General features: G+C 69.8%; 15 protein-coding genes. 1 reads left to right on the top strand and 14 read right to left on the bottom strand.

The features are described from left to right. Window position 1: 1 nt before the first annotated feature. The 12 genes from AMYHA_RS18870 to AMYHA_RS18815 form a co-directional block, all read right to left on the bottom strand. Entirely contained in the window at window positions 2–1,189 is a 1,188-nt protein-coding gene (locus tag AMYHA_RS18870) for an HAD-IIIA family hydrolase (RefSeq protein WP_034277926.1), read from the bottom strand. Between the two features lie 172 nt (window positions 1,190–1,361). Further along, the gene (locus tag AMYHA_RS18865) at window positions 1,362–2,579 is read right to left on the bottom strand and encodes an O-antigen ligase domain-containing protein (RefSeq protein ID WP_157362579.1); all 1,218 of its coding nucleotides are present in this window, start codon (window positions 2,577–2,579) and stop codon (window positions 1,362–1,364) included. 110 nt (window positions 2,580–2,689) lie between these two features. Further along, window positions 2,690–3,574, bottom strand: coding sequence for a class I SAM-dependent methyltransferase (locus AMYHA_RS25965; protein WP_051400082.1), 885 nt, complete (start codon window positions 3,572–3,574; stop codon window positions 2,690–2,692). Between the two features lie 45 nt (window positions 3,575–3,619). Next, on the bottom strand, window positions 3,620–5,122 hold the full coding sequence (locus AMYHA_RS18855; RefSeq protein ID WP_034273125.1) for a right-handed parallel beta-helix repeat-containing protein: 1,503 nt from the start codon (window positions 5,120–5,122) through the stop codon (window positions 3,620–3,622). Between the two features lie 11 nt (window positions 5,123–5,133). Next, complete coding sequence (locus AMYHA_RS18850) at window positions 5,134–7,167, bottom strand: alginate lyase family protein (protein ID WP_034273122.1); 2,034 nt, start codon at window positions 7,165–7,167, stop codon at window positions 5,134–5,136. Next, on the bottom strand, window positions 7,164–9,410 hold the full coding sequence (locus tag AMYHA_RS18845; protein WP_196776934.1) for a bi-domain-containing oxidoreductase: 2,247 nt from the start codon (window positions 9,408–9,410) through the stop codon (window positions 7,164–7,166). Before AMYHA_RS18845 ends, AMYHA_RS18850 begins: the two co-directional genes overlap by 4 nt. Before the next feature lie 51 nt (window positions 9,411–9,461). Then, window positions 9,462–11,405 carry an asparagine synthase (glutamine-hydrolyzing) gene (gene asnB, locus AMYHA_RS18840; protein ID WP_034273119.1) on the bottom strand — a complete coding sequence of 648 codons (1,944 nt, stop codon included), beginning with the start codon at window positions 11,403–11,405 and terminating at the stop codon, window positions 9,462–9,464. Between the two features lie 6 nt (window positions 11,406–11,411). Further along, complete coding sequence (locus tag AMYHA_RS18835) at window positions 11,412–12,938, bottom strand: Wzz/FepE/Etk N-terminal domain-containing protein (protein WP_051400081.1); 1,527 nt, start codon at window positions 12,936–12,938, stop codon at window positions 11,412–11,414. Continuing rightward, a complete protein-coding gene (locus tag AMYHA_RS18830; RefSeq protein ID WP_157362244.1) occupies window positions 12,935–14,512 on the bottom strand; it encodes a YveK family protein in 1,578 nt (525 codons plus the stop codon). The genes AMYHA_RS18835 and AMYHA_RS18830 overlap by 4 nt, the downstream gene beginning before the upstream one ends. Before the next feature lie 162 nt (window positions 14,513–14,674). Further along, on the bottom strand, window positions 14,675–15,898 hold the full coding sequence (locus tag AMYHA_RS18825) for a glycosyltransferase family 4 protein (protein WP_034273116.1): 1,224 nt from the start codon (window positions 15,896–15,898) through the stop codon (window positions 14,675–14,677). After that, window positions 15,888–17,204 carry a nucleotide sugar dehydrogenase gene (locus AMYHA_RS18820; RefSeq protein ID WP_034273114.1) on the bottom strand — a complete coding sequence of 439 codons (1,317 nt, stop codon included), beginning with the start codon at window positions 17,202–17,204 and terminating at the stop codon, window positions 15,888–15,890. The genes AMYHA_RS18825 and AMYHA_RS18820 overlap by 11 nt, the downstream gene beginning before the upstream one ends. Window positions 17,205–17,298: 94 nt before the next feature. Beyond that, window positions 17,299–18,240, bottom strand: a complete 942-nt coding sequence (locus AMYHA_RS18815; RefSeq protein WP_034273110.1) for an NAD-dependent epimerase/dehydratase family protein — start codon at window positions 18,238–18,240, stop codon at window positions 17,299–17,301. Between the two features lie 221 nt (window positions 18,241–18,461). On the opposite strand from AMYHA_RS18815, the gene AMYHA_RS18810 reads away from it, so the two are divergent. Continuing rightward, entirely contained in the window at window positions 18,462–20,417 is a 1,956-nt protein-coding gene (locus AMYHA_RS18810) for an aconitate hydratase (protein WP_034273108.1), read from the top strand. Between the two features lie 65 nt (window positions 20,418–20,482). On the opposite strand, the gene AMYHA_RS18805 is transcribed toward AMYHA_RS18810, so the two are convergent. Next, window positions 20,483–22,651 (bottom strand): CocE/NonD family hydrolase, encoded by a 2,169-nt coding sequence (locus AMYHA_RS18805; RefSeq protein WP_034273104.1) that lies wholly within the window; start codon window positions 22,649–22,651, stop codon window positions 20,483–20,485. Between the two features lie 131 nt (window positions 22,652–22,782). Further along, the gene (locus AMYHA_RS18800) at window positions 22,783–23,493 is read right to left on the bottom strand and encodes a DedA family protein (protein WP_051400079.1); all 711 of its coding nucleotides are present in this window, start codon (window positions 23,491–23,493) and stop codon (window positions 22,783–22,785) included. Between the last annotated feature and the right edge of the window lies 1 nt (window position 23,494).

Here is a 23,494-nt window from a genome sequence, read left to right as displayed (position 1 = left end):
GTCAGAATGTCTGGGACGCAACAACATCAGCAGCCATCCGGGATTGTCGAACGTATTGGGCAAGCAGATGCATGCACGCCTGGTGCGCATCCTCGATGATTCCGTAGTTGTGGGCGTCGACGTGGATCGACGCGGTGGCGAGACGTCGTGCGGCGCCGCCGTCGAATCCGGTCAGCGCGATCGTCGGCATGTCGTTGGCGATGGCCCACTCCAGCGCGCGCACGATGTTCGGCGAGCCGCCGGACGACGAGATCGCGACCAGCACGTCGCCTGGCCTCGCGTGCGACTGCAGCTGGTATTCGAAGACCCGCTCGTAGCCGTGGTCGTTCGCGATGGCGCTGAGGACTTCGATATTGGTGGACAGGCTGTAGACCCTGGTGGTCAGATCGGTGCCGTTGCGCACGCCCTTGACGTGATCGCACTGCAGGTGGTTGGCGATCGAGGCTGATCCGCCGTTGCCGCACGCGAACACCGCCTGGTCGGTGCGGTATGCGGTGTCCAGGATCTGTGCCGCGCTGCCAAGCTGGGCGCGGTCGACGCTGCGGACCGCGCGGTCCAGTTCGGTGACGTACGCGCCGCCGTAGGCGTCCGCGCTGTCGAACCGGTGCGTGGGGAACCGCCGCGGTGTGCTGCGGGCCTGTCTGGGCACGGTGCCGCTGGCCAGGATGTGCTCGGTGGCGCGCGCCAGGTCCGGGAACGACCGCACGCCATTCAGCGCGGCGTCCGGCGGGCCGACGTAGAGCGGCTGCGCCCCGACGGCGTCGGCGAGGCCCATGTCGCAGGCGGCGTCACCGACCACCCAGGACGCGGTCAGGTCGAGGTCCAGCGCCTCGGCGGCGGCGAGCGCCATGCCGGGTGCGGGCTTACGATCAGCGCTGGCGCGTGCGAACGCCGCCACCTTGCCGTCCGGGTGGTAGGGGCAGAACAACCAAATGTCGACGTGTGCGTCCTTGCGCGCGAGTTCGGCGATCAGGTGCTTGTGCACCTGATGGACGTCGTCGATGTCGTAGTAGCCGCGCGCGACACCGGCCTGGTTGCTGACGACCGCGATTGGGATGCCCGCCCGGTTGAGCGCGGCGATCGCCTCGATCGAGCCGGGGATGAACTCCACCCGGTCAACAGAGCCGACGTAGCCGTGGTCGACGATGATGGTGCCGTCGCGATCGAGAAGTACGCCTTGTCGGCTCACGGATACCTCACCTCTCGAATCGTCGGCGTCGTAGCCAGGTTTGACGACGCGGCCGTCCCCCTGCTTGTGCCCCTGAAAAATCCGCACTGTGCTTGTGCACTGTGGTGCTTCGCACTGTGGCGTCGTCTGGAGTTCGTCCCCGCGGGCGATTCCGTTACGTCCTGAATGATCTCTACGACCGATTATCTGGAAGTGCGGCGTTGTACTGGGACGTTCGGGGTGTGGTGCGCGGTGTGACAGGTGCGGCGCCGTGTTGGGTGGTGCCGTTCCGGCCTGGTATCAGTAGCGCGGCGGCCACCGCGAGGTGCAGGAGGTACGGCGATGCGTCGCCAAGCCCGACCTCCGCGTAGGAGGCGACCAGGCAGTAGGTGATCAGGAAGATGGCGCAGGCCCGCTCGATGGAGGGCGGCCGCAGTACCGCCACCGCCGCTAGCGTGGCGAGGAACGCGAACACCAGCGCGAGTCCGACCAGGCCTTGCTCGTGGTAGACGGCGAGCCAGCCGTTGTCGATCGGCAGGCCGTTGAACGACTTGTCGGTGAGCCCGACGCCGAAGAACTGCTCGGTAGTGGTGCGGTTGTCCGCGAGCAACGCGTCCCACACTTTCTCCCGCCCGGTCAGGCTGGTGAAGTTCTCCGCGTCCTGGCCGCGTCGGATCCACGCCTGGATGACCGGCCAGAACGCCAACGCGGCGATCGCGCCGCCGATACCGGTGCCGAGGGCGGCCTTACGGGCACGTGACGTCGTCAGCACCAGCGACAGCGCCGCCAGCGCCAGCCCGGCGAGTAGCGCGAACGTCGCCGTGCGGGTGTGGGTGAGCAGTAACAGGCCGATCGCGGGCACCGCGAACACCAGCACGCTCGACACCGTGGTGCGGCGGCCGAGCCAGAGCAACAGTGTCAGCCCGGCGACGATCGCGGCGTACTGGCCGATTTGCGGCGGCGGCATCGGCCACAGCGCGCCGACGAGGCGTCCGCCGTAGTCTGCCGGCAGCGCGAGGCCGGGCGCGACGACGAGACCGGTGGCGACCACGGCGAGCACCACCGCGAACGTCCTGATGTGATATCTGACGAACGCCACCGTGCCTTGCCACCAGTAGCTCAGCAGCCACAGCGTCGCCAGGAACACCGCCAGCCGGGCGCAGCGCATCAGCGCGCCGAACCCGGAGTCGATGCGCGCGCTCGCGATGATGCTCAGCACCAGCAGCAGGGTGAGTAGCAGCAGGAACGCGCTCGGCCGGACCCGCAGCCGGGGGTTGAGCAGCAGCGCGAGCGTGAACGCGATGAGCAGCGACCCCATCGTCACCGCCTGGGCGATTGGGCGCGGGATCGCCACCAGTGTCTCGGGGCCCTGCGAGCCGAGCGTGTTGACGATCAGCAGCGCCCACGCCACGCCGACAAGCGGCGGCGTGCCGCGGGCCGCGGTGTTGCCGGTATCGCCGGTGCCGTCAGCGCCGTGGTTGCCCCCGGCGTTCCTGAACGGCAGGTGTGGCTTGAGCGTGGTCATGGCGCGCCTGCCTCGGTGGCCGGTCTCGCGCGCAGGTGCACCCACAGGTGCCAGCCGAGCGCGCGCTCGCCGGGTAGCCGGTGCACCGGCAGCGGCGGTGCGTGCAGGTAGCGCTGGTACGAGTCGGCGACATCGAAAGCGGGAAAGTCGCGTGCGACCTCGGTCAGCGAGTACACCTTCGCGTACGGATTGAGCGGGCCGTCGGTGTTGCGGTGCGTGAAGGTGTCCAGTCGCAGATACTCCCGCAGCCCGGTGCGCTCGGCGTTCGCCAGGTGTTGCCGCAGCATCGACGATCGCGAGGCGAGCCGGGTGCGGCGCAGCGGGTAGGCGGCGGCGAGCATCGCCCTGCGGATCAGCCGGATGCTGATCTGGTAGTTCAGCGACCTGCGGGCGTAGAGCATCGCCACAAGCAGCCCGCCAGGCTTGAGTACCCGGTGGATCTCGGCCTGCGCGGTATGGATGTCCGGGATGTGGTGCAGCACCCCGTGGCTGAAGACGATGTCGAAACTGTTGTCGGGCCACGGGATCGCGACGGCGGAACCCTGCTTCACATCGTCGTGCGGCAGGTCGCGCACCGCGAGGCGTGCCTCGACCCTGCGCACCGACTCCTCGGTGAGGTCGAGGCCGGACCACGTCGCGCCGCGCCGGATGAGCTGCTCGGACTCCGCGCCCTGACCGAGTCCGATCTCCAGCACCCGCTTGTCGCGCCAGTCGATCCGGTCAAGGCAGCCGGGAATGTGGCGTTCGCGGCCGTAGCGCCAGGCGTCGTACGCGGTGAAGAAGCGGGCGTAGTCGTCGGCGAACGCGCCATGCAGCCCGCCGACGATGTGGTCGCCGCACGGGTGGGCGTTCCAGAACGACTGGACGTCGGTTTCGTTCATCGCCTGCTCCTGGGTGGTCGGGCCCGCGTGGTCATGCCGTGTGGGTCATTCGCTCACCGGCGCGAACGTGCTGCCCGCGTCCTGCTGGTACGGCGCGGCGCGCCACTGCGTGAAGGTGATCGAGGTGTTCGTGTCGAACGCGAGGAACGTCCACGGGCCTCGGTAGTCATTGGCGTGCCAGCGGTTGTCCTGCTCGTACGTGATCGCCTCCCGCACGACGTCGCCCTGGTAGGGCGACCAGTCCGGGAACGTGCCGAAGTTCGCCAACACCGCCATTCGCGCGCACAGCACCCGGCAGCCCACGACGTCGGGGTCGAGCACGAACTGGTTGTGATGGATGTCGACGCGCTGGGTTTTCCAGCGGCAGTCGTCGTACAGCGGCTGGTCGGTGATGCCGGGCCGTGAGCAGCGTTTCGGCTGATCGACCAGCAGCGTGCACGCGCCGGTTGAGGTGTTGGCCGCCGAGTTGCAGAACCGGTCGGCGTTCTCCCACAGCGTGATGCCGGACCAGTTGTTCTCCAGCGTGTTTCCGGTGATCTCGATCTGGTCAGTGCGGGCAGGCACACGCGGCTCGCCGCCGGACTCGGAGATGTAGATCGTCGCGACCGGGAAGTTGTCCGAGTTGTCAGCGAATTCGCGTCCGGTGACCCATGCGTTGCGGCGCATCGTGTTGTCCTTGATGACCGCGTTGTAACTGGTCTCGTAGATGATCGCGGCGCCGTCGTTGTCCTCGATGAGGTTGCCCTCGATCAGGAAATCGTTGTTGTTGGTGTCGGCCCAGATGCCGGGGCCGCGGTTGTCGTGGATCCAGTTGCCGATGATGTCGGCGCCGTCGATGTCCCAGAACTTCATCGCCCCGGTGCAGCCGCAGCCGGGGTTGTCGGCTTCGACGTCGTCGACGTTGTTGCCGACGAACTCGTTGCGCTCCAGCGTGACGTCGGTGATCTCGCCGCAGCAGGCGTTGAGGCCGTACTGGCCGTTGTCGCGGAAGCAGTTTCCGCGCATGACTTGCTTGTCGCCCGCCATCAGCGCCGCGCCCGCGTTGTCGGCCAGGGTGTTGTGCTCCAGCGTCCAGCCCGCACCGGAGTCGTGGTTGACCACACCCTCGTTGACCGGTGGCACGAAGCCCCGCACGGTCAGATGCGTGATGGTCACGTCGGCGGCCTTGCCGGTGAAGGCGTAGCGGTTGGTCTCGCGGCCATCGAGGATCGCGCCGGGGGCGGCGAGGTAGGTATTGCCGTTCTTGGGCGCGACCTGGTCGTATTCGCCGTTGCCGAGGATATGGGTACCCGTGGCGAGCCAGAATGTCGTACCTGCCGGATTCTCCTGGGTCGCCGTGGTCAGATCGGCCGGGACATCCGGGTCGACGACGACCGCGTCGTCCGGTGGCTGCGCCGGACCGCGTTGCGTGCTACCGCAGACCGCGGCGCCCTCGCCTGGCTTCGGGGGTTCGTCGGCCTGCGGCCCGGTGCATGCCGACGCGACGATCGCGAGCACGCCGAGGACGAGCACGGCGCGACGGGCCGCTGTCCTCGGTCGAGTGGTCATAGCTGCCTCCGTCAGTTGTGGAAGGTGAGCACGGTGGTGAAGGTCGTGGGCGCCGTCGGGTCGGTGGGGGTGCCGGTGCTGCCGGTGCCGAGCAGCGTGGTGGTGGGCTGCTTGCGGCCGAAGCCGGGGGAGTACCAGCCGAGTGGCGGGGCGTTCTCGCCCGTGGCCTCGCTCCAGACGAGCTCCGGCGGGAGGTCGAGCGTTGCGGTGCGCTCGGTGCCGTCCGCGGTCCAGCGCAGCCGCGCGGTGCTGTCCGCGAGGTCGGCGTCGATCGTGGGTCCGAGGTGGAACGCGAGCTCGCAGTGGTGCGGCCGGGCGCTGTCGACGTCGTCGGTGATGGTGAACCTGCGGGCGGTGCGGTCCAGGGTGACGGTGCGCCGGTGGGTGGCGCCGCGCCGGTGCCGACGCCCACGCCGTGCGTAGCCGTCGTGCTCACCGTGCCAGCGGGCCACATCGCCGTGCGTGTCGGCGCGCAGCACCCGGCTCCGGGCGTGGCGGGTCCAGAGGAACGGCCCGCCGGACGTCGACTGGTCGGTGCGGTCCAGCCGCAGCGTGTTGTGGCCGATGGTGGATCGGAAGTAGGCCCGCCATGCGGGTTCGCTGTGGTAGCAGTACGTGCCGGGGTCAGCGAGGACGTCGACGCCGTCGTGACGAACCTCCACCGACAGTGCGTCGGCGTGCGCATGCGCGGCGATGGCGAGGAAGCCGTGTGGGCCCGCGTCGCACCGGCACCACAGCTCGGGTGTCTCGTGCTCGGGGGAGCGCAACAGGGTGAGTCCCGCGTCGGCGAGGTGATCGGGTCGGCTGGCGGGGCGAGGAGTGTCCAGCGGGCGAAGCGGCGCGGGGTGGCTCGGTGAGCTCGTCCGCGCGAGTGCGGTCAGCGCGGCGGTGCGGACGTCGCGCGTGGCGGTTTCCGGCCACCAACTCGGACGTCCGAAAAGGACACTGCCGGTGGCGAGCAGCGAAGCCCACCGGTCGGTGGCGTCGCCGTCGAGGACCACGCCGTACCCGTCGTCGGCGTCCCCTTGGCGGGGCGGGCGCAGCCGGACGTCGACGATCGCGGCGAGCGCGTCGGTCATGCGCAGCAATACCGGCCATGTCGTCGCGGGCAGCGTCACCCCGGCGGCGTCCGCCTCGAGCGCCGCGGCGAGGCCGAGTTCGAGCACCAGCCCGTGGTATTCGGTGGCGAGCTCACGGTTCAGCCCGGAGCCGAACGTGTTGGCGCGCAGGTGCCGGTCCAGCGCGAGGGCAGCGTGCGCGCGCCACGTCGCGGACTCCGCGAACCAGTCGAACGCGCATGAGGCCGCGAGCTGCCCCGCCGCTTCGGCGACCGCGTGGTTGTTCGCCGACGAGCCTCTGCTGGGGAACGCCGCGAGCCAGCGCTGGTGGTGCCAGATCTGTTGCAGCGCAACGTCGTTGCGCTCGAACAGGTCGGCCGCGCCCGCCCAGCCGTCGAGCAGCCGCCGCACCCACACCCAGGAAAGCAGGCGGATGCCCAGCTCGATGCCGCTCACCCAGTGCACGCCGCGTAGCGGCGGGTTGGCCGACCACCACGACTTGAGGTGATCGGCGACCCGCTCGGCGTAGCGCGACTCACCCGTCACCGCGTACGCTGCGGCGAGCACGGTGAGGTGCTGATGCCGCGATGGCTCCCAGATCTGCTTGATGTCGCCGATCACCGCTTCATCGCGGTACGGCACGTCGAACGCGTAGGCGTCCGCGGGGGCGCGCCTGCCGGTCTTCGGGTCGACCGACCAGTCCGGGCTGACCAGGTCGTCGCGTCCGGCGCCGAAGTACTCCGCGTGGCCGTCGAACAGCCGCTCCGCCGTCGTCAGCAGGTGGTACCGCGCGGCGTCCGATGCGTCGTCGAGCGCGCCGTGGGGGAGCGGTGTCGCGAACCGGCGCTCCGCCAGCAGTGCGGGTGCGGGCGGGTGCGCGGCGATGCGGCGCCAGCCGCGTTTGCGGGCGGCATCGATGGCACGCCCGGCGATCTCGGCGGGACCCATCGCCGATAGCCGCCGCAGGTACCAGCCAGGGGTGGTCATGGCCCCACCGTCACCGGTGTGCCGGTGCGCAGGCTCTGCTCGACGGCAAGCGTCGCCCGCGTCGTAGTGACCAGCGACGTCACCGGCACCGGCATCGGTGAGCCGGTCGCGACCGCGTCGACGAAGGCCGCCAGTTCGGCCGCCTGTCCCTTGTCCCTGCCGCCCGGCATCCGAGGGCTGCGCGAGCGGTAGCGGCCGTACACCGAGGCGCGCACGAAGTCGTCGAAGGCGAGCACCCTGCCGTCAGCGGTGAGGTCGAGTGTCTCCTTGGGGAAACTGGCCGAACCAGACGTGGTGTAGCTGATCACGGCGGTGGAGTCGTCGGGGTAGCGCAGCGTGATCTGCGGGTCCCGCCCGTGCGGACCCGCACAGGCGTAGACCGACGTCGGGTCGGCGTCGAGCAGCCAGCTGACGGTGTCGATGAAGTGCCCGCCCTCGCCAGCGAACCGGGTGCCTTCCAAGTCGGTGCGTGCGTACCAGCTGCCCGCTTCGAGGCTGCCCGCGTTGATCAGGTACCGCACGGTGGCGGGGCCAAGCCTGCGGCCGAACCGGGCTTTGGCCTTGCGCAGCAGCGGCGCGAACCGGCGGTTGAACCCGACCTGCAGCCGGTCGTTGCCGGATTCCGCGATGGCGGTCAGCACGTTGTCCAGTTCGGACTCACTGAGGGCGAGGGGTTTCTCCACGAACACGGCCTTGCCAGCGCGCAGTGCCTGGCAAGTCAGGGCGGCGTGCGAGCTGTGGCGGGTCACGATGAACACCGCGTCGGTGGCGTCATCACTCAGCACCGTGTCGACGTCGGTGTCCGCCTTGGTGAAGCCGAACTTGCGCTGCGCGTTGGCCGCGGACAGCGCGGACGTCGTGACCACCCGCCGCAGCGCGACGTCGTCGCGCTCGACCAGGTGCGGCAGCAGCATCGATGAGGCGTAGTTGCCCGCCCCGATGAAACCGAGACCGACCGGGTGGCCCGCGGCGGGTGCGATGACGGGCTTGTCGCCGACGTCAGCTGCGACAGCAATGCCCTTCGTCGCGCCGTTTCCCGCCGGAGCCGCCGTCAGGGTCGCACCCGCGGCGCCATCCTCATTGGCGGCCACCGGCGCTTTCGCGATGGGCGCCTGCTCCGCCTCCTGGTACCGGAACAGCACGGCGAGCGCGCGCAGCTCGCCGTCGTTCAGCGCGCGGTAGGTGTCCTCGGCGTCGGTGAAGTCCCTGACGTGGGTGATCAGCGGCGCGACGTCGATCCTGCCGGTGGCCAGCAGGTCGAGGAAGCACCCCAGATTGCGGCGCTCGGTCCAGCGCACGTAGCCGATCGGGTAGTCGTGCCCGTCAAGCTCGTACGACGGGTCGTAGCGGCCAGGCCCATACGACCGGGAGAATCGGACGTCGAGTTCCTTCTCGTAGTAGGCGTTCCACGGCAGGTTCAGCCCGCACTTGCCGATGTCGACCACCGTGCCCCTGTCCCTGCTCAGCCGCGCGGCCAGCTCGACCGGCTCGTTGCTGCTCCCGCCCGCAGCGAGGTACGTCTGGTCGACGCCGTGCCCGTCGGTGGCAGTGGTGACGGCGGTGTCGACGACGTCGGAGCCGGGCGCGCCGGAGGCGAGCGCGCCGAGGCGTTCGGCGAGCGCGCACCGCTCCGGATCGGGGTCGACGCCGATGACCCGCGCGCCCAATGCGATCAGCAGCTGCACCACGAGCTGGCCGATCAGTCCGAGCCCGACCACGAGGGCGACGTCGCCGAGCTGCGGCTCACCGCGGCGCACGCCCTGCATCGCGATCGCGCCGACGGTGCCGAACGCGGCGTGCTCGCGCGCCACCCGTGCGGGCACGGGGGAGTAGAGGTGCTTCGGCACCCAGTTCAGTTCGGCGTGCAGTGCGTGCTCGTTGCCCGCGCACGCCACCACATCCCCGACAGCGACGTCGTCGACGCCAGGGCCGACTTCCTCGACCACTCCGCAGAGTGAGTACCCCAGTGGTGTGTAGGAGTCGAGCCGATTGGTGACCTTCCGGTAGGTGGCGCCGATGCCGTTCGACGCCACGCTCTGCATCACCTTCGCGACCTGGTCCGGCCGTGCCCGCGCCTTGCCGAGCAGCGACATGCTCGCCTCGGAGACCTTCATCAGCTCGGTGCCGGTCGAGATCAACGAGAACGCCGTCCTGACAAGCACTCCGCCGGGCCTGCACGCCGGGGCGGGCACGTCGAGCAGGGTGAGCTCCCCGCTCTTGTAGTTCTGCACGACTTGCTTCACTCACTCGCTCCTCACGTCGTCCCGGTCGCGGACACCGCCATCGCCGAGTCGCTATGTCCGCATCCGGCTCGCCCCAGCCTCGGTCGCTGCGCGGTACCAGTACTCCAGCGTCAGGATGTGCCAGAGGTGTTTACTCCGGTCTTCCCTGCCGGTCGCGTCCTCGCGCACCAGACGCTCCAGCGCGTCGCGGCGCAGGAAGCCCGACGACACCAGCGCGCCATCGTGGATCACTTCCCGCACCAGCGGCGCGAGGTCGCGGCTCATCCACGCCCGCAACGGCGCACTGAACAGGCCTTTGGGCCGGTAGACGATCTCCGGCGGCAGAATCTCGGCCGCCGCGCGCTTCAACGCGAGCTTGCCTTGGCCTCCCGCGATCTTCTCCCTGCCTGGAATGCGGAATGCGGCCTTGACGACCTCGACGTCGACGAACGGCACCCGTACCTCAGTCGACGCCGCCATGCTTGATCGGTCGGTGTAGCCGAGGTTCAGGCCGGGCAGGAACATCCTGGCGTCGGCGAGACACATCCGGTTGACGACGTCGGTCAGCGCGGTGTCGTGATAGGTGTCGGCGTGCTCGGTCAGCACGTCGTCGACGGCGGGGGCGAGATCCGGGTTGATCAGATCGAGCAGCTCGGTGCGGTCGTAGAGCGTGTAGCTGCGGCGGAACGCGGTCTCTTCCGGCAGGTCAGCGAACGACAGGAACCGCTTCGCGAACCGCACCGAGCGGTAGCCCCTGCGCGCGGAGGCGACCGGCAGCCGATCCACCGCCGCGTGCACCGGACGTCGCAGTGCGGCGGGCACGCGCTGGTAGCGGCGGGCGATGAGGTTCGCCAGGTGCTTGCGGTAGCCGCCGAACAGCTCATCGGCGCCCATCCCGGACAGCATCACTTTGATCCCAGCCTCGCGCGCGGCTGAGCAGATCAGGAACGTGTTGATCGCGGCGGGATCGCCGATGGGTTCGTCCAGGTGATACGTCATGCGGGGCAGCAGGTCGAGGACGTCGGGTGCGATCTCGATCTCGTGCAGGTCGACGCCGTAGCGTTCGGCCACCTGGCGCGCGTAGCGCAGGTCGTCCGGCATCGCCTCGAACTTCGCGTCTTCCGCGCGGAACCCGATGGTGTAAGCGGAAATGCCCGGTTGCTGCTTGGCCGCCAGCGCGGTCAGGTAGGAGGAGTCGAGGCCGCCGGAGAGGAACGTCGCCACCGGGACATCCGAGAGCAGGTGCGCGCGGGTGGACTCGGCGATCACCGCGCCCAGGTCGGGGTGATCCGCCCCGCCTGCCGCCGCTTCCGCCTCGGCCGCGTCCGCAGTGTCTGCCACGTCCCGCAGCGAGAAGTACGTGCCGCGTGCGGCGCTGCCGTCCGGCCGCAGTCGCAGCCAGCTGCCCGGCGGCAGCTTCTCCGCCTCGGTAAACGCGCAGCGGCTGTCCGGCACCCAGTAGTACAGCAGTGACGCGACCAGCGCGGCTTCGTCGATGCGCAGCGTGTCGCCGAGTTGGCTTACCAGGGCTTTCAGCTCGGAGGCGAACACAAGTCCGCCGCCGCGCCGCAGCAGGTACAGCGGCTTGATGCCGAGCTGGTCGCGGGCGAGGGTGAGCTCGCCGGTGCGCTCGTCGAACACCGCGAACGCGAACATCCCGCGCAGCATCGGCAGGCAGTCGGTGCCCCAGTGCCGCCACGCTCGCAGCAGCACCTCGGTGTCCGACGTGCCCCGGAACCGTGCGCCGTGCGCCGTCAGCTTCGCGCGCAGCTCGGGCGCGTTGTACAGCTCGCCGTTGTAGGTCAGCGCGAGGCCCTCGGCGACCATCGGCTGGGCCCCTGTCTCGGACAGGTCGATGATCGACAACCTCGCGTGTCCGAAGTGGACCTCGCCGTCGCCTGCCGCGTGGCTGTACCTGCCGGTGTCGTCAGGACCCCGGTGGGCGATGACCTTGGTGAGCCGGTCGGTGAGCGGCCCGCCGTCCGGCCACAGATAGCTGCCCGCGATGCCGCACATACCGCGCTACACCTCCACGTCTTCCGGCGCGCGGGCGGGCGTCCGCCCGTTCGTGCTTGGGTTCGGGTCGTGCGGCAGGGCCGTTCGCTCCGCTGCCCGCAGCCGTCCCCTGAGTGCGGTGTGCACGCCGTCCCACAGCGTGCCGTCGGTGCGGTCCTTCGGGTACGGCTCGACCAGGACCACACCGATCACCGCGACGCCGGCCGCTGCGAGCTGCCGTGCGACGGTGTGCAGCCACTCCGATGTGGCGTGTCCGGCCCGGACGACGAGCACCGTTTGCGTGCCGAGCGCGGCGAGGTCGGTCCACGTCGCGCCGGGCGCGACCGAGCCGACGCCGAGGCACTGCTCCCGTTGGCCGGGCTGGACCGCGCCGCTGAGGTAGTCCGCGCCTGACACGATGCGCACCGTGTCGCCACCACGTCCGGCGAGCTTGGTGAGCTGGCGCTTGCGCAGGTCGTCGACGAGCATGACGGGACGTCGCAGTGCGAGCGCGGTATCGGCGGCCAGCTCGGCGGCGGTAGGCGCGCAGCCAAGCTCAAGCACGGACACCGGTGCGGGGGAGATGTCCTCGTCGTCCACCGCCCGTACGAGCGTCGCCGCGATCCTGGCGCGCTCGGCCTTGCGGGGACCGTGCAGCAGCCGGGCAGGGCCCCTGCGCCACATCGGCACCTGCGCCAGCACCGACGCGCCGAGATTGTCGGCGATGTCGCGGCGCAGCACCGGCCGGTCCCGGACGACGCTGGCCGCCGCGGCGAGGGCGAGTCCAACGGCGAGACCGAGCACCAGCCCGATACCGCCGTAGCTGGCCAGCGTCATCGGCGCCGAGCGCTCGACCAGCCGGGGCTCGTCGACGATGCCGGTGCCCACCGCGACCTGGGGCGCGCCGATGCTGGCTTCGGTCGCGCGTCTGCTGAGGTCGGCCACCTGGGCGGCGATCTCGGCCCTGCGGGAGTACAGCGATCCGAGGGCTGCCGGGTTCTGGCCCGTGTCGTCCGGAGCGGCCGCGATCGCGTCATCGACTCGTGCCAGCTCCTCCTCGGCTTGCTTGCGCCGGTCGCGCAGTGCCTGTGCCTCGGCTTCCGCGTTCTCCTTCGCACGCCGGATGTGGTCTGCGATGACGGTTTCGGCGAGTGCTTGCGCCCTGGCCTCAGCGTTCTCGCCGGAGTCGGCGGTGACGGTCAACTCGACGACGTTGTTCGTCAATCCCTCGGCCTCGTAGGACTTCCGGAACGCCGCGGGGTCCGTGTCGGAGCCGAGCCGCTGCAGCGTCGCCTCGGCGATGCGCACTGTGTCCAGCAGTGCGATGTCGGTCTCCATCAGGGTGCCGCTGTCGGTGGGCTGGTCGTTCTCGTGCACGAGCAGCAGCCGGGTGACCGCGGTCGGCGGGGGTGGCAGGAACACCGCCAGCAGCGTGCCCGCGATCAGACCGAGCAGCGCGCAGGACAGCCACACCCGCTTGCGCCAGCGTAGCGTGACGACGAGCTGCTGCAGGTCAAGCAGCGGCGTGGGCCGGGTGCTCTCCTGGGCCGTCATGATGACTCCGCCATCGAGTCGCGGGCGGCTTTTCGCTCGCGGTTGCGGGCCTTGGCGGTGGGGCTGGCCTGGTCGGCCGCGGCCGCCTGGTCTTCGCCGTCAGGGGCGTCAGGGGCGTCAGGGGCGTCAGGGGCGTCAGTGGCGTCAGCGTGTGGCTGTTCAGCGGTGCCGGGGTGCTCGGCTGCCCCGCCGTCGGCCTCGGTGCCTTCGACGTTGTCCCGCTGCTCGGCGTCTTCGGCCTGGTCGTGCTCCGCATCCGTGCCCGCGTGCGCTGGCTGGGCCGCCTGGGCTGCCGCTGCCTGGGCTGCTTGTGTCGGCGGGGTGAGTACCACACGCTGTGCCAGCACCGATCCCGCCAGCGGGTGCCCGGCGTCGGCGCAGGCGAGCGCGATGCCGACCAGCTCCCAGCCGGTGCGACTGCCGGGGCTGAGTACGAGCAGGGCGCTGCCGACGTCATCGCTGACATCGTCCAGCACCGGTGCCGTGGGGTCGATATGGGCGATCCGCAGCGCGGCGTGCCGCGTGTCGTCGGCGCCAGCAGCGATGGCGAGCCGTGCCACCGCGCGACGCGCGAGCGGGTCGTCGTCCGCCGCGATCAGCAATATCCGGAGGTCGTCGCCCGAGGCGAGCCGGGCGAGCACGCGGCGGACCTGCGGGTCCTCCGCCGGATCGTCGTCGGTGGCTGGCTGACCGCGCGAACGCCACCACAGCAGCTGTGGCCGGGGGCGCTCGTCCGGCACCGCGACCGTGCCGGTCACCGGCGCCCCGAGGGCGGCGCCGATTTCGCCGCTCTCCCGCAACCGGGTGTCGCCGCGTGCGGCGAAGAGGAACCCGAAGCCGCCGAGCAGTAGGAACACTCCCGCACCGCCCGCGGCGAGGTGCGTCATGGTGGGTGGGGCTTTGCTCGTCGGGACGGGAGCGGGACCGATGATCAGCGGTTCCTGCCCGCTCGATGTCGCCGCCGCCTCCTCCAGCTGGGCCATCGCGTCGGCCAGATCCGTGCGCAGTGATTCAAGCTGCGTACGAGCGCGCACCGCATCCAGCGTCAGATCGCCCCGCGCCGCCGCGCCGTGCAACTGGTCGATCCGGTCGTTGGTGGTCTCGACCTGTTGGCGCAGCGACTCAAGGCGTTCCAGCCGCACCTGGTCCGATGCGTCGGTGGTCGTGGTGAGCAGCTCGTTGGCGAACGTGACGTACTCGGCGGCGACCTGGTCGGTCAGCTGTTGCGCAGCCTGCGGGGTGCTCGCGGTACCGGTGATCTCCAGCAGGCCGCCATCGGAGACCGTGGCGTCGACCGCATCGCGCAGGTCGGCGCCGGTGGCGCCCTGGCCGAGCGCGGACGCGGTGCGGTCCAACACGGTCGAGCTGATGGCGAGCTGAGCCTGCGCCTCGACCTCGTTGTCGACCTGCAGGCCGCGCAGCAGAACCTGGCTCGTCGTCTGATACCCGGGGGAGACCACCAGCGAGGCCGCCGCTCCGACGAGCGCGCCCGTGACGGCGATCGCGGCGAGCGCGAGCCAATGCCTGCGCAGCACCTGCCCGATCATGGACAGTCGCACGACTTCGTCACTCAATGCCGTGATCCCCTCACTGACGTGGGCGGGCACGCTCCACAGCGGCAGCGGTCGCTGCCAGGAACGGGTGTCGACAAGAAGGTCGTCCCAAACGTCGCACCGTTACGGGAATCCGGCGGGCAATCCACGGCCGTGATGTACATGTTGTGAATAATGCACCTGCTATCGAGCGTTTATCCGGTTCGCGGCGCGGTCGTAGGCCGCCAGCAACGCCGCCGCCGACTCTCGCCACGACAGGGGCCCGCTGACCCGCGCCACCCCGATCTCGCCCATGCGCTGCCGCGCGTCCGGGTCGTCGAGCAGCCGTGCGATCTGCTTGGCGAAGTCCAGCTCATCGTTGGGTGTGGCGTATACGGCGGCGTCGCCCGCCGACACCCGCGCCTCGGTGAGATCGAACGAGACGATGGGCCGTGCCATCGCCATGTACTCCATGATCTTGTTCATCGTGGAGACATCGTTGAGTGGATTGCGCGGGTCGGGCGCCAGGCAGACATCGGCGGTGGACAGGTAGCGCAGCAGCTCGGCGTCCGGGATGCGGCCGGTGAACTCCACCCGGTCAGCGAGGCCGAGGTCGTCGGCGAGTCGCACCATCGCGTCGAAGGTGTCGCCCGAACCGACGAACACCGCGTGCCAGTCGGTGCGGTCGCAGTCGTCGCGCAGCTTCGCCAGCGCCCGCAGCGCGTAGTCCACGCCGTCCTGCGGGCCCATCACGCCCAGGTAGCACAGCAGGTGCGGCGTGCCGCGCTTCAGCTCCGGCTCCGGCGGCACCTGCTCGAACCGCTCCACCGCGGGGGCACTGCGCACCACGACGACGCCCGCTGCCGCCTTGCCGCCGCGTTCGATCGCGGTGCGGCGGTAGCTCTCGTTGGTGGCGATCACGACGTCGGCGGTGCGGTAGGTGAGTCGTTCGAGCAGGCACACCGCGCGGTAGAGCGCGTCCTCGCCCCGGTCGAACCGGGACAGGTACAGCTCGGGCACCAGGTCGTGCTGGTCGAAGACGAACCGCGCGCCGGTGAGCTTGAGTGCCGCGCCGACCAGGAACAGCAGGTCGGGTGGGTTGCAGGCGTGGACGACATCGAACCGGCCGACCCGCAGGGTCAGCCGCAGCGCCCGCCATAGCGTGTGCACCAGCGCGAGCCCGTACTCCCGCGCGTAGCCCCGCGGGCCGCCGGTGGCTGGCCGCAGCGGATAGCGGTGAATGCGCACGTCGTCGAGCACGACCTCGGCCTCGGTGTCCTGCTTCTCGCCCCGAGGGCAGATGACGTGCACTTCCCAGCCCGCGTCGCGCAGCGTGGTGCATTCCTGCCACACCCGCCGGTCGAACGGCACCGAGAGGTTCTCGACCAGGATCAGCGCCCTGCGTGCTCTGCTCGACTTACCAGCCAAGGCCGACGTATCCCTTCTGTGTGCGTCGCGTATCGGCGTCCGGCAGGCGGACCAGATCGATGATCGGGCGGTCGCCAGCGTCGTCCAGCGCGGCGACGACGTCCTCGCCGGTCGAGCCGATCACGCACACTTCGGCGTGTGCCATGACCTCGCTCGCTGAACTGGACAGCAGCTCGCTCAGGTGCGGGAGCCGCTCCTCGATGTAGGTGCGGTTGGCACCCATCAGCCGCGACATCGTCACGGTGGGGTCGTAGATCCGCAGGTCGAAGCCCTTGCCGAGCAGCCGCTCCGCGAGGTCGACCAGCGGGCTCTCACGCAGGTCGTCCGTCCCGGGCTTGAACGACAGCCCGAACAGGCCGATCTTGCGATGCCCGGTGGCCGCGATCAGGTCGAACGCCCGGCGCAGGTGCTCCTCGTTGGCGGGCAGCACGTGCGAGAGCAGCGGTACCGAGACATCGGCCGAGCGGGCGGCGTAGACCAAACCGCGCAGATCCTTCGGCAAGCAGGAGCCGCCGAAGGCGAACCCGGGCCGCAGGTAGGCGGGACTGATGTTGAGCTTGCGGTCGGCCAGGAAGACGTCCATCACGGTGTGCGAGTCGAGCCCGAGTGCCCGGCAGATCGCGCCGATCTCGTTGGCGAAGCCGATCTTGAGCCCATGGAAGGCGTTGTCGGCGTACTTGATCATCTCCGCGACGGCGAGTGGCACCCGGAACACGTCGCCCGGAATGCCCTCATACAGGTTCGCGACCGGGTCACCGCTGGCGTGGTCGAACTCCCCGATGACGGTTTTCGGCGGCGCGAAGAAGTCGGTGACGCTGCTGCCCTCGCGCAGGAACTCCGGGTTGACGGCGACGCCGAAGTCGGTGCCAGCCTTATGCCCTGACGCCTTCTCCAACGCCGGTATCAGCAGGTGCTCGCAGGTCCCGGGCAGCATCGTCGACCGGAACACGACGGTGTGGCGGTGGCTGTGGTCGGCGAGCGCCCAGCCGATTTGGGTGGCGACTCGTTCCAGGTACGCCGTGGACAGGCTGCCGTTCGGCGAGGACGGCGTGCCGACGCACACCAGCGACATCTCGGTCGCGCCGATCGCCTGGTCAACGTCGACGGTGGCGCGCAGCGCACCGGTGCCGACCACCTCAGCGGTCAGCTCACCGATGTGTTCCTCGACGACGGGGGCGGAACCCTGCGAGATCATCTCGACCTTGCGCGGGTTGACGTCGACCCCGACCACCTCGTGCCCCCGGCTCGCCAGACATGCCGCCGACACTGAGCCGACATAGCCGAGCCCGAACACGCTGATCTTCATGCCGACGCCGCCTCCCTCGAGTCAATGCGGGACCCGATGTGTGTGATGCGAGTGCGCGAGTGTCGTCTATAAGTCGATCGTCCTGTTCGCTCCGTTACGGGTTTTCTTTGCCCGACATCGTGTTTCGCCGACTCCGGTACCACTCGACGGTGCGTCGCAGTCCCGTGGTGAGGCCGGTGGCTGGCCGCCAGTCGAGCAGCCTGGCCGCTTCGTCGAGGTGAGCGAGCTGGTCGTGGTCGAATGGACGGTCAGGCAGCACGCCGAACTCGGCGGTTATGTCCGTGCCGAGGATGTCGCGGATGGTGGCGACGGTGCGCGTGACCGACACCTGCTCACCGGAGCCGATCTCGATGACGTGCCCGTTGGCGTGCGGGCTCTGTGCCGCGGTGAGGATCGCGGTGACCACGTCGTCGATGTAGACCCAGTCGACCAGCTTGCTGCCCCTGCTCAGCCGGGGCGCCACGCCCCCGAGCAGGGTCGTGATCACGTGCGGCACCAGTTTCGACTGATCCGGCTGGCCAGGCCCGTAGACCGTGGCGATCCGCAGTACCGTCACCGGCAGGTTCCAGAGCCGGTGGAACATGGTCGCGTACCCGGTCGCCGCCAGCTTCGCCAGCGCGTACGGCGAGGACGCCGATGCCGACGGGTCGCCCAGCGCGGCTTCTTCGATGGACCCGGCGAAGACGACCGAGTCAGGGGGATCCTCGGCGAGCGCGGTCATCAGGACGACCGGCGAGACGACGTTCGTCCGCAGCGTCGGTGACACCATCCCGATGTCCCGCGCGCCGCTGACCGTCGCGGCAAGGTGCAGCACGATATCCGGCCGTATGCCGCGGACCAGCGCGGTCGTCGCGCCCGCGTCGGTGAGGTCGACGGTATGCCAGGTCGCGCTGCCGCCGTGGGACGGCGGGATTCTGCTGGTGGCATGGACGTCGGCGTCGAGCACGGTGAGACGGCGTAGTACATGGGCGCCGATAAACCCGCTCGCGCCGGTCAGCAGCACCCGAGTCTCGCGCCACGGTCGTAGCTGTGCCATGCCGGACTGGCCTCCTCGACGGGTCGTAGCCCCACCCTGAAGTTCCGCCGAAACCGCTGGTTTGTTTCAGGGAATACGGGGTGGTGCCATACGCTTACGCGGGGTCAGTGTTCGGGTTCGGCGGCGGGCTCGCGGGGCTACGGGTAGTCGTCGTCCGCCGGATGTTGGCTCACTCGCGTGACGTGAGATTGAACGCCGCGGCTGTGGGGTACCCGGGCGCCATGGCACGCACGCTGTCGGCGAAGCTGATCGAGTCACACCTGCGTGAGGGAACGATGACGCCTGGGGAGGAGATCGCACTCAGAATCGACCAGACGCTGACCCAGGACGCCACCGGCACCTTGGTGATGCAGGAGCTGGAGGCGATCGGGCTGGATCGCACCCAGGCCAACGTCAGCGTCCAGTACGTCGACCACAACCTGTTGCAGGCCGACGAACGCAACGCTGAGGACCACACGTTCCTGCGCTCAGCCTGTCGCCGCTACGGAATCTGGTACTCCAAGCCGGGCAACGGCGTCTCGCATCCCACCCACATGCAGCGCTTCGGCCTCCCCGGCGCGAGCATGGTCGGTTCCGATTCGCACACCCCGGCCGCCGGGTCGCTGGGGATGCTCGCCATCGGCACCGGCGGGCTCGATGTCGCCCGGGCGATCGCGGGCCACCCGGTGTATCTGCGGATGCCGGAGATCTGGGGCATCCGGTTGACCGGTGAGCTACCGCCCTGGACGTCGGCGAAAGACGTCATCCTGGAACTGCTGCGGCGGCACTCGGTGTCCGGCGGGGTGAACCGGATCATCGAGTACCACGGCGAAGGGCTCGCGGGGCTCTCGGCGATGGACCGGCACGTCATCGCGAACATGGGCGCTGAGCTGGGCGCGACGACGTCGGTGTTCCCCAGCGACGATGCTGTGGCCGAGTTCCTGCGCGCCCAGGACCGAGGGGACGACTTCGTGCCGCTGGCCGCCGACGAAGGCGCCGAGTACGACGTCACCGACGAGGTCGAGCTGAGCGCGCTGGAACCGCTGATCGCGCGGCCCTCCGCACCGGACAACGTCGTCCCGGTGCGGGAGGCCGCGGGCAATCCGGTGCAGCAGGTCGTGATCGGGTCGTCCGCCAACCCCGGCCTGCGCGACTTCGCCATCGCGGCGGCCATGGTGCGCGGGCGGCAGACCGCGGACGGCGTGAGTTTGGACGTCAACCCGACGTCGCGGCAGATCTTCGCCGACCTCACCAAGATGGGCGCGACGTTCGATTTGATCTCGGCAGGCGCACGGATCCATCAGTCCGGGTGTATGGGCTGCATCGGCATGGGGCAGGCTCCTGCCACGGGGCACAACTCGCTGCGCACCTTCCCGCGCAACTTCCCCGGGCGATCGGGGACCAGGGAAGACTCCGTGTGGCTGTGCTCGCCGGAGACCGCCGCCGCGGCCGCGCTGACCGGCGAGATCATCGACCCGCGTGACCTCGCGGACAAGCTCGGCATGGCGTATCCGAAGCTGGCGCTGCCCGAGCGGGCCTCGGTGGACACCGAGATGATGGAAGCGCCGCTGCCGCCCGACGAGGCCCAACGGGAGGTGCTGGTCAAGGGGCCGAACATCACGGCGCTGCCAGACTTCCCGCCACTGCCGGACCGGATCGAGGCGCCGGTGCTGCTGACCATGGGCGACGACGTCTCCACCGACGCGATCTCACCCGCCGGAGCGAAGGCGCTGCCCTTCCGCTCCAACGTGGACAAACTGGCGGACTTCACCTTCACCATCATCGACCCGGACTACCCGTCGCGGGCGCGGGAACGGGTCGACTCCGGCGGCCACATCGTCGTCGGCGGCGCGAACTACGGTCAGGGATCGTCGCGGGAGCATGCCGCCATCACGCCGCGCCACCTCGGGTTGCGCGCGGTGCTGGCGACGTCGTTCGCCCGGATTCACTGGCAGAACTTGGTGAACTTCGGCATCCTGCCGCTGGAATTCGCCCAGCCGGACGACCGCGAGCGCATCGACGCTGGCGATGTCCTCGCGATGGACGACCTGCGCGCCACGCTGCCGGACAGCTGCGATCTCACCGTGCGGAACGTGACCAAGGACGAGACGTACACCGTGCGGCATCGGCTGTCCGTACGGCAGGTCGACGACGTACTGGCCGGTGGCGTGATTCCCCGGCTGGCGCGGGGAGGGTGAAGTGCGATGAAGGGCTTCTTACTCGCGTCAGCTGCGAGTAAGAAGCCCTTCATGAGCAACCGCCCTCAGCTCTCCGAGCCTGGCTCGCCCGCCGAGTTGAGGAACTGCAGCGTGAGGTCCACTCGGGTGGCGGGCGCACCCGCCCAGTTGTGCACCTCGACGCGGTAGTGGCCTGGCGCTGGCCGCCGCATCCGCAGCTGCTCGGAGTTCAGTGACCCGGACGTCCCGCTGGCCAGGTCCTCCTCGCCCCACGTGCCGTCGGCCTGTTGCCGCTGCACGTACAGGTCGATATCGGCCGGCATCGACGGCACCGCGCCCACGAGCAGGTTCGCGTTGTCGAAGTCCTCCTCGACGTCGAACTCGTAGTACGCCACCGTCCCCGGCGTCCGCGCTGGTCCGCCGAGGGCCGGGGTGACCGAGGCCCGCTGCGTCGGCTGGGGCGTACCAGCCTCCTCCGGCGCGTCCAGCTCGAACGGCACGTCGTCGGTCACCAGGGAACGGTCACTGACCACCGGCACCCGCAGCGCCGTCGCGTCCGGACCGGTCATCACCGTGATCCTGGGGTCGGTCGCGAACGTCGGCGCCTTGTCCGGGTCGGACGTCGTCACCCGCATCACCAGCCGGTGCCCTTCGCGCAGGTCGTGCGCCATCGCGAACCCGGGCGGCTCCATCTCGTACGGCACACCGGGCAGCACAGGAGCCGGGGTCGACAGTCCCGACCGCAGCTCAGGATTGATCGCGAACTGGCTGATGCGTCGCCGCTCGACGGTGCCGTCCTCGGCGGGCGGCGACTCGTCGTAGAGCGTGGCGATCAGGTGCACCCGGGGCGCGGTCACCGAGGCGACCAGGTCGAGCTGCGGCTGCCCGCCGAACAGCGTGTCCTGCTCCAGCGGCTCGGTGGCGAACTCGACGCCGCCGGTGCCTTGCGGATCGGTGAACCCGGACGGGTCACCCGCGAAGCTCACCGACCCCGGCGTCATCGGGGCGGAGCCGGTCAGCTCACCCTCACCGGTCGGGTACAGCTCGAGGAACTCCGCGCTGGCTGGCGGCCACTGGCTGTCGGTGTGGATCTCGGTGCGGTCCCCGGTGCGCGCACCCTCGAACGTGCCGTCGGAGAGGAACATCTCCACGTCCGGGCCGGTCTTGACGTTGCGCTGCATCAGCTGCTTGTCGAACCAGGCGTGCAGCGCGTACGTCCACTGGATGCCGCGCCGCGTCGGGCAGCAGCCGGAACCGTGGTCCCACTGGCCCAGCCACAGCTTGTCGCCCTCGCGGCCGCCGCGGTCGGTGAACCACTCCATGCCCGCGACGCGGGCGGCGTTGTCGTTGACGCCGTGCACCATGAACACCGGCAGGTCGGCCTTGGTCGCCTCCGCGGTCCAGTCGCGCTCGGCGTGCCAGTGGGTGTACTCACCGGACAGCTGCGCCTCACCCGCGGTCAGCGAGCTGCTCGGCAGCCCGCAGCCGGTGTCCTCTTGGTTCTTGCCGAAGCTCTCACCGCCGGGGAGGTGCCGCTCCAGCGCGAGTTGCTCGTAGGCGAACATCGGCCCGACCCACTGCAGGAAGTACGGCACGCCCGCCTGGAACTGGTGGTCGTACATCCGCGCGAGGCCCGCACTGGGCACGATGGTCTCCAGGCCCTGCGGGTTCGTGGCCGCCGCGAGCGACGGCGTCGACCCGACGTAGGAGTGGCCGGTCATGCCGACCCTGCCGTTCGACCAGTCCTGGCTCGCCGCCCACTCGACGACGTTCTTGAGGTCCTTGGCGTCGTTCGGGCCGAGGTGGTCCAGACACCCGCCCGACAGTCCGGTGCCGCGCAGGTCCATGATCACCACGGCGTAGCCCTTGGGGGCGAAGTAGCCGGTCAGCCCGACGGGGTTGCCGTCATCGTCGCGCGGCTCTGGCAGGATGCGCGTGCCCTCGCGGTCGGCGAGCGTGCCGTGGTACGGGCTCGACTCCATGATCACCGGCCACTCGCTGTCCTGCTTCGGCTTCGTGACCTCGATGTAGACCTCGACGCCGTCGTGCATCGGGATCTCGTAGGTTTCCTTGACCGTCTCGTAGCGGTCCTCGCTCAGTCGTTTGACCTGGGTGTAGTCGAATGCCTGGTTCGGTGGCGCCTCGTTCGCGGGCGTGCCTGCCGCCGGTGTGGTGGCCGTTGTCGCCGCGAGGAGAGTCGCCACCCCGAACCCGAGCGCCGCCTTCAACCAGTGGCGGCCTGCCATCGAGGTCATCGGTGGTCCTTCGTGTGCCGGGTATGTGACGAAAGGACCAACGACCACCCGATCGAGTGGTCACGCAGGATGTGAAAGAACGTTCGGTTGTCGGGTGCTACCTCGCCCCAGACTGGTGAACAGCTGTGCGCCTAGCGCGACGCCGTGTTCTCCGACTCACTCCCCGGCGACTCCGCGTCTGTCGCGCCCGGCTTCGCTGCGGGCGGCTGCGCGCCGACGGCCTCGGCCAACGCGCCCGACTTCCGCCGCTTGATCAGCATGACAAGGCCGAACACCGCGACCAGCAGGAGCAGCACCACCCAGCTGCCCTTGCCGATGGCGCTCTCCAGCCACTTCGCCGACTCGCCCAGTGCGGCGCCGATGCCGATGTGCAGCGCGCACCATGCGGTGCCCGCGATCCCGGCGGCGGGCAGGAACTTGCGGTACGGCAGCCCCGCCGCGCCCGCGGCGGCGGGCACCAGCGTGCGCATCACCGGCAGGAAGATCGCGATCATCACCGCGATCGCGCCTCGGCGTCGCAGGAAACCGACCGCGTTGTCCCAGGCGTCGGCGCCGTGGCGTTGCACCATCTTCGTCTGCCGCAGCTTCGGCCCGAAGTACTTGCCAAGCAGGAAGCCCACGGTGTAGCCGAGAACGGCGCAGGCCGTGGTGACCACCCACATCAGCAGGAACTTCGGCACCGACGTTGCCGTGGTGCCGAGAATGAACAGGCCGGTCTCGCCGGGGGCGATGAAGCCGAGCCCGAGCGTGGTCTCACCGAACACCAACAGTCCAGCGCCGATGAGCAGCAGTGCGGGTGGCAGGTCCGCCAGCCAGTTCAGGAAGTCAGTGATCACCAGGATT

The sequence above is a fragment of the Haloechinothrix halophila YIM 93223 genome (assembly GCF_000504245.1).
Lineage (GTDB): Bacteria > Actinomycetota > Actinomycetes > Mycobacteriales > Pseudonocardiaceae > Haloechinothrix_A > Haloechinothrix_A halophila.
Note: the sequence above shows the minus strand (reverse complement) of the source record. Positions and strands in the feature narration are given on the sequence as shown.

Bases quoted from the DNA above. Each gene is read 5' to 3' on its own strand.
- AMYHA_RS18815 (WP_034273110.1), bottom strand. From the start codon at position 18,240: ATGGCACAGCTACGACCGTGGCGCGAGACTCGGGTGCTGCTGACCGGC.
- AMYHA_RS18810 (WP_034273108.1), top strand. From the start codon at position 18,462: ATGGCACGCACGCTGTCGGCGAAGCTGATCGAGTCACACCTGCGTGAG.
- AMYHA_RS18805 (WP_034273104.1), bottom strand. From the start codon at position 22,651: ATGACCTCGATGGCAGGCCGCCACTGGTTGAAGGCGGCGCTCGGGTTC.
- AMYHA_RS25965 (WP_051400082.1), bottom strand. From the start codon at position 3,574: ATGAACGAAACCGACGTCCAGTCGTTCTGGAACGCCCACCCGTGCGGC.
- AMYHA_RS18855 (WP_034273125.1), bottom strand. From the start codon at position 5,122: ATGACCACTCGACCGAGGACAGCGGCCCGTCGCGCCGTGCTCGTCCTC.
- AMYHA_RS18820 (WP_034273114.1), bottom strand. From the start codon at position 17,204: ATGAAGATCAGCGTGTTCGGGCTCGGCTATGTCGGCTCAGTGTCGGCG.
- asnB (WP_034273119.1), bottom strand. From the start codon at position 11,405: ATGTGCGGCATCGCGGGCAGCTATCTGTGGCCGGACGGCGGGCCGCTC.
- AMYHA_RS18835 (WP_051400081.1), bottom strand. From the start codon at position 12,938: ATGACGGCCCAGGAGAGCACCCGGCCCACGCCGCTGCTTGACCTGCAG.
- AMYHA_RS18850 (WP_034273122.1), bottom strand. From the start codon at position 7,167: ATGACCACCCCTGGCTGGTACCTGCGGCGGCTATCGGCGATGGGTCCC.